Here is a 5,775-nt window from a genome sequence, read left to right as displayed (position 1 = left end):
GGGGCGCGGGCGGCGCCCCCCCCCCCCCCCCCCCCCACGGCGACGAGGCAGCTGGCGAGAGAGCCACGGACGAAGATCCACGGATTCCGAGCCGTCCCGCCTCCGCGGCGGAGCCGAAAGCGAGACGGCCGGCCCGATGTCCTCGGGCCGGCCGTTTCTCGTTGCGATCGCGCGCGCCGTCTCAATACAAGAGCCGCGGCAGCCAGGTCGCGAGGCCGGGGAAGGCGAAGAGCAGGCCGATCGCGAACACCTGGAGGACGACGAACGGCATCACGCCCTTGTAGATCATGCCCGTCGTGATGCGACTGGGCGCCACGCCGCGCAGATAGAACAAGGCGAAGCCGAATGGCGGCGTGAGGAACGAGGTCTGCAGGTTCACGCCCACGATGACGCCGAGCCACACGGGATCGACGTCGAAGTTGAGGAGCGCCGGGGCCGTGATCGGGATCACGATGAAGATGATCTCGAACGTGTCCAGGATGAAGCCCAGGATGAACATCATCAGCATGACGGCGAGCACGGCGCCCACCGCCCCGCCCGGCAGCGCCGCGAGGAGGTCCTGCACCAGGCGATCGCCGCCCATCAGGCGGAAGACGATCGCGAAGACCGAGGCGCCGAAGAGGATGATGAAGATCATCGAGGTGATCGTCGCGGTCGAGACGACCACCTGGCGGAAGGTCGCCGGGCTCAGCTTCCAGCGCAGGGCCGCGAGCAGGGTCGCGCCGACGGCGCCGACCGAGGCCGCCTCAGTCGGGGTCGCGATGCCGCCGAGGATCGAGCCGAGCACTGCCACGATCAGGAGGAGCGGCGGGATCAGCGCGATCAGCACCTCCTTGAAGAGGCCCTTGCGCTCCTCCGGCGGCACCGGCGTCGCCGGGCAGGTCTGCGGCGCGGTGAAGGCCTTGAAGATCATGAAGGAGAGATAGAGACCGACGAGCAGCAGCCCCGGCAGGAAGGCGCCGGCGAACAGATCGCCGACCGAGACCGGCGTCGGCGCGAAATTCCCCTTCGCCATCTGGACCTGGGCGTTGATGCCCGACAGCATGTCGCCCATGAAGATCAGGACGGTGGAGGGCGGCACGATCTGGCCGAGCGTGCCCGAGGCGCAGATCGTCCCGCAGGCGAGGCGCGGGTCGTAGCCCGCGCGCAGCATCGCCGGCAGCGAGATCAGCCCCATGGTCACCACCGTCGCCCCGACGACGCCCGTCGAGGCGGCGAGCAGCGCGCCCACGATGATGACCGACATGCCGAGCCCGCCGCGCAGGTTGCCGAACAGCTTGCCCATGGTGAGCAGCAGCTTCTCGGCGACCCCCGAGCGTTCCAGCATCACGCCCATGAAGATGAACAAGGGCACCGCGACGAGCACCTCGTTCGACATGAAGCCCGTATAGCGCGCCGGCAGCGCGGCGTAGTTCGACGGATCGAACACGCCGAAGAAGGCGCCCACCGCACCGAACATCAGGGACACGCCCGCGAGCGTGAACGCCACGGGAAACCCGAGCATCAGCATCGCGATGATGACGAAGAACATCGATCCGGCGAGGATCTCGCCGATGAGAACGGGATCCATGCCGGCTCACTCCCGACCGTGACCGTAACGCAGATAGTCGGGCAGGAGGTCCTGCTTGCCCGCGAGCACCAGGATGCTGCGCCCGACCATGGCGAGCCCCTGGATGAAGACGACGGCGACGAAGACGAGGATGAACGTCTTCAGCACCCAATAGCCGGGCATCCCGCCCCAGTTCGGCGAGCCTTCCCAGATCCGCCACGAGCGCTGCACGAAGGGCAGCCCGTAGATGAACACCACCCAGCAGAACGGGATGAGGAAGATGAACACGCCGATGAGGTCGATCAGCGCTTTGCGCTGCAGGCTCGCCGGACGATAGAAGATGTCCACCCGGACGTGATCGTCGCGCAGGAGCGCGTAGCCGGCCACCGCCGTGAACATCGCCCCGTTCAGCCAGACATACAGGTCCTGCATCCAGACTTGCGTCGTGGAGAAGACGTAGCGCTGCACCACGACCGTGAAGCAGACCGCGACGATACCCAGTGCCAGCCACGAGAACACGTTGCCGACGAGCCAATTCACGCCGCTCAAGGCGCGAACCATCAGCGCAATGGCACGCAAAGCGTCGACCCTCCCTTGCCCTGGGGGATCCGCAGGCGCGGAACCCGACGAGATATCGCGCGACGATCGTTGCGCACGCTCTCGTTGTTACGACTTACGTGCAATCCCGCACATCGGTCTTGGCCCCTAAGATCACGGATTGCCGCCTCGGTCAACGGGTAAGCCGCACGCGGACGATGCCGAATTCGTGTGCCGTTTCCGATGGGCCCGACGCGACGCCTGGACAGGTTCGGGCGCGCATAAGAGAGTGCCGCCCCACGCATCCGGGAGGCACCACGTGACGCCGAGGCCGCGCTTTCCCTTCCTCGACCATCCGGGCCCGATCGCCTTCGCCCATCGCGGCGGCGGCGCGGAGGCGGAGGAGAACACGCACGCGGCGATCGCCCATGCCGTCGGCCTCGGCTTCCGCTATATCGAGACCGACGTGCAGGCGACGCGCGACGGCGTCGCGGTGCTCTTCCACGATGCCGATCTCGCCCGCATCACCGGCAGTCCGGGCCGCATCGCGGATCTCGCCTTCGCCGAACTCTCGGCCCGGCGGACGCTCGGCGGCGAGCCGATTCCGCGCCTCGACGCGATGCTCGAAGCCTTCCCCGACATCCGCTTCAACCTCGAGCCGAAGACGGAGGCGGCGGTGGCGCCGCTCGCCGAGGCGGTGGCGCGGCTTTCCGCGATCGACCGGGTCTGCGTCGGCTGTTTCGACGAGGGCCGCACGCGACGGGTCCGCGCGCTCCTCGGCGAGCGCCTGTGCTGGTCGCCGAGCCGGCTCGGCGTCGCGCGCGCCTGGCTCGCGGGCTTCGGGCTCCCCGTGGGCTCGCTCGCCTTCCCGGTCCTGCAGGTGCCGCGTCGATCCGGGGTGGAGATCGTCACGCGGCGCTTCCTCGCGGCCGCCCATGCCCGTGGGATCGCGGTGCATGTCTGGACGATCGACGAGGAGGCGGAGATGGAGCGCCTCCTCGATCTCGGCGTCGACGGCGTGATGACCGGGCGGCCGAGCGTGCTCGCGCGCGTGCTCGCCCGCCGCGGCGCCTGGCCGGCGCGCTGACGGCGCGACCGCGCGGATCGGCCGGCGCTGCGATCAGCCGCGCCCGCTTCCCGGCGGCTCCGGCTCGACCGTCACCTCGAGATCGTCCGCGCGCAGCCGCCAATCGGCCCCTTCCGCGCGCGCATAGGCCGCGGCGGCGGCCTCGCGCGCGGTCGCCTCGTCCGGTGCCTCGACCGTATAGGAGCGCTGCGCGATGCGGTGCTCGTGGCCGGTATCGTCGCAGATCGTCTTCATGAATGTGACGCGATAGGTCGCCATCGGCGGCCTCCCCTCCCGCATGGTCGTCTTGGTGCCATGACGCGAGAGGGGGCCGGGTCGTTCCGCGCCGTCTCAGGCCCGCGCGATCATGGGATAGGCCTGGCGCACGCGCACCGCGACGATCGCCGCGATGCCCGCCTTGATCAGATCGCCCGGGACGAAGGCGGCCGAGCCGGCGATCGCGGTCTGCGGCGCGACGCCGAAGCCCACGATCAGCCAGGCGATGCCGAGCGCGTAGATCACGACGACACCGCCCACGAGGTTGATCAGGAAGGACGAGACGTGCCCGAGCCGCGCATAGACGCGCTCGGTGAGGAGCCCGATGACGAAGGCGCCGAGCGGCCAGGCGAGGAGGAAGCCGGCGGTGGGCCCGGCGAAGACCGACAGCCCGCCCCGCCCGCCGGCGAGCACCGGCAGCCCGACCGCGACGAGTGCGAGGAGGAGGAGGATCGCGAGGCCGCCGCGCTTCGCGCCCAGGATCGAGCCCGCGAGCATCACGCCGAGCGTCTGCGCGGTGACGGGCACGGCGAGCACCGGGATCGTGATCGGCGGCACGATCGCGAGCGCGGCGGTAAGCGCGGCGAAGAGCGCGATCGCGGTGAGGTCGCGGGTGGTCATGGGGCGTCTCGCTTCTCGAAGGAGCCGGCATTCGGCGCGCGGCGATAGGGTGAGCGGGGGGTTAGGCCGGACGCTCGGGCGCGTCAACCTCGTGTGGCCCCTCGTCGAGACCGCCGCGCGCCTCGATCGCTTCGGCGACGGCGTCCGACATCGCGAGCGTGCGGATCACGAGCGGCACGGCGAGCGCGACGAGGCTGCGCTCCCGCCCCCGCGCCGCCTGCGCCTCGCGGATCTCGCCGACGATCTGCGCGATCACGGGCACGAACCGCACCGCGAGCGCGATCGCGAACGCGACCCGCACCGGGGAGACCCCGACGGCGCGCAAAGGCGCGAGCCCCCGCGCGAGCGCGTCCGTCATCGCCGAGACCGGCGTCGTCAGGCTCACGAGGCCGGCGAGCAGGATCAGGGTCGAGAAGCGCAGGACGAGCGCGAGGCCGGCTTCCCAGGAGACGACGAGGCCCTGCACGAGAAGCAGGATCGTCAGCACGAGCGCGAGCGGGCGCAGCTGCGCGCCCGCGAGCGCGAGGGGAAGCGCGGCCGCGCGGTAGAGGAGGATCGCCGCGAGGAGCGCCGCGGCGAGGAGGGGGAGCGCGTCGGCGAGCACGATCGCCGTGCCCGCAAGGCCGAGCGCGATCAGCTTCGCGCCGGCGGGCAGCCGATGGATCGGGCTCGTTCCGGGGCGGTGGAGCGCGAGCATCTCAAAACCCCATCCGCCGCAGGTAAGCCGCCAGCGCCGGCCCCGGCGCGTCGTCGGCGACGATCCGCCCCTCGTCGAGGACGATCACCCGCTCGAAGCGCTCGAGGAGGGCGAGATCGTGCGTCGCGAGCACCACGCGCTGCGCGACCTCCTCGATGATCGCCGCGATCCGCCGCGCATTGCGCAGATCGAGGAGCGTCGTCGGCTCGTCGAGGACGAGGATCTCGGGCTGCGCCGCAAGCACGCCCGCGAGCGCCAGGAGCTGCTTCTCTCCCCCCGACAGCGTATGGGCCGAGGCCTCGCGCAGCCGAGAGAGGCCGAAGCGCGCGAGCGCCGCCTCGATGCGCGCGCGGGTCTCCTCCTTCGACAGGCGCAGGCGCGCGAGGCCGAAGGCGAGATCCTCCTCGACGATCGGATAGACGATCTGGTTGTCGGGGTTCTGGAAGACGAAGCCGACGCGCCTGCGCACCGCCTTCGTCTGCGTGCGCGTGTCGAGCCCGTCGACGAGAACGCGCCCGCGCGTCGGCAGGACGAGGCCGTTCAAGAGGCGCGCGAGGGTGCTCTTGCCCGAGCCGTTGGCGCCGACGAGGCCGATGCGGCGCTCGCTCAGGACGAGATCGATGCCGTCGAGCACGCGGCGCGCGCCGAATTCGTGCGCGATGTCGGCGAGGACGATCCCCTCCGGCGCCGCTTGCGCGCCGATTGCGTCTCTCGCGGGCTGTCCGTGCATGAGCGGGGCTCCGGGCGATGGCGGATGCGGGCGCCGCAGACGTCAAGCATGAGCCGCGCGAGCAAGCAAGCACGCCGCCCCTCATCTTCATCCCTCCTCCCTTCATCCCTCCCTGTAGGCGAGGGTGGCCCCCGGAGCGCAGCGACGGGGGTCGGGTGGGGCCCGATGTCTCCGGACCGGCGCCCCCCTCCCCTCTGGCTCGGTCAGCCGGCGAAGATTTTTCCGAATCGGCTGTTGACGGGTGGGAGTCGTGTGGCCTATATCGCGGCTCCCGACGCGGCGGGGCCTTCGAGAGGAGG

7 protein-coding genes are annotated in these 5,775 nt (G+C 70.7%); 1 reads left to right on the top strand and 6 read right to left on the bottom strand.

The annotated features are described in order from the left end of the window. Positions 1 to 181: 181 nt before the first annotated feature. Both ACK4UM_RS18170 and ACK4UM_RS18165 read right to left on the bottom strand, forming a co-directional pair. Positions 182 to 1,570, bottom strand: a complete 1,389-nt coding sequence (locus ACK4UM_RS18170; protein ID WP_409802142.1) for a TRAP transporter large permease subunit — start codon at positions 1,568 to 1,570, stop codon at positions 182 to 184. Between the two features lie 6 nt (positions 1,571 to 1,576). Then, positions 1,577 to 2,128 (bottom strand): TRAP transporter small permease subunit, encoded by a 552-nt coding sequence (locus ACK4UM_RS18165; protein WP_409802140.1) that lies wholly within the window; start codon positions 2,126 to 2,128, stop codon positions 1,577 to 1,579. 277 nt (positions 2,129 to 2,405) lie between these two features. Here ACK4UM_RS18165 and ACK4UM_RS18160 point away from each other — a divergent pair, with 277 nt between their 5' ends. After that, positions 2,406 to 3,173, top strand: a complete 768-nt coding sequence (locus ACK4UM_RS18160) for a glycerophosphodiester phosphodiesterase family protein (protein WP_409802138.1) — start codon at positions 2,406 to 2,408, stop codon at positions 3,171 to 3,173. Positions 3,174 to 3,206: 33 nt separating this feature from the next. On the opposite strand, the gene ACK4UM_RS18155 is transcribed toward ACK4UM_RS18160, so the two are convergent. The 4 genes from ACK4UM_RS18155 to ACK4UM_RS18140 form a co-directional block, all read right to left on the bottom strand. After that, positions 3,207 to 3,431: a hypothetical protein gene (locus tag ACK4UM_RS18155; RefSeq protein WP_409802136.1), complete on the bottom strand. Its 225-nt coding sequence runs from the start codon at positions 3,429 to 3,431 to the stop codon at positions 3,207 to 3,209. A gap of 72 nt (positions 3,432 to 3,503) precedes the next feature. Beyond that, positions 3,504 to 4,049: a biotin transporter BioY gene (locus ACK4UM_RS18150; protein WP_409802134.1), complete on the bottom strand. Its 546-nt coding sequence runs from the start codon at positions 4,047 to 4,049 to the stop codon at positions 3,504 to 3,506. A 61-nt stretch (positions 4,050 to 4,110) separates the two neighbouring features. Beyond that, complete coding sequence (locus ACK4UM_RS18145; protein WP_409802131.1) at positions 4,111 to 4,746, bottom strand: energy-coupling factor transporter transmembrane component T family protein; 636 nt, start codon at positions 4,744 to 4,746, stop codon at positions 4,111 to 4,113. Position 4,747: 1 nt separating this feature from the next. Beyond that, the gene (locus ACK4UM_RS18140) at positions 4,748 to 5,476 is read right to left on the bottom strand and encodes an energy-coupling factor ABC transporter ATP-binding protein (RefSeq protein ID WP_409802129.1); all 729 of its coding nucleotides are present in this window, start codon (positions 5,474 to 5,476) and stop codon (positions 4,748 to 4,750) included. Positions 5,477 to 5,775: the final 299 nt, after the last annotated feature.

The sequence above is a fragment of the Salinarimonas sp. genome, assembly GCF_046292825.1.
Classification (GTDB): Bacteria; Pseudomonadota; Alphaproteobacteria; order Rhizobiales; family Beijerinckiaceae; genus Salinarimonas.
Note: the sequence above shows the minus strand (reverse complement) of the source record. Positions and strands in the feature narration are given on the sequence as shown.

Excerpts from the sequence above, each read along its gene's own strand:
- ACK4UM_RS18170 (WP_409802142.1), bottom strand. The coding sequence starts at position 1,570 with ATGGATCCCGTTCTCATCGGCGAGATCCTCGCCGGATCGATGTTCTTC.
- ACK4UM_RS18140 (WP_409802129.1), bottom strand. The coding sequence starts at position 5,476 with ATGCACGGACAGCCCGCGAGAGACGCAATCGGCGCGCAAGCGGCGCCG.
- ACK4UM_RS18155 (WP_409802136.1), bottom strand. The coding sequence starts at position 3,431 with ATGGCGACCTATCGCGTCACATTCATGAAGACGATCTGCGACGATACC.
- ACK4UM_RS18150 (WP_409802134.1), bottom strand. The coding sequence starts at position 4,049 with ATGACCACCCGCGACCTCACCGCGATCGCGCTCTTCGCCGCGCTTACC.
- ACK4UM_RS18145 (WP_409802131.1), bottom strand. The coding sequence starts at position 4,746 with ATGCTCGCGCTCCACCGCCCCGGAACGAGCCCGATCCATCGGCTGCCC.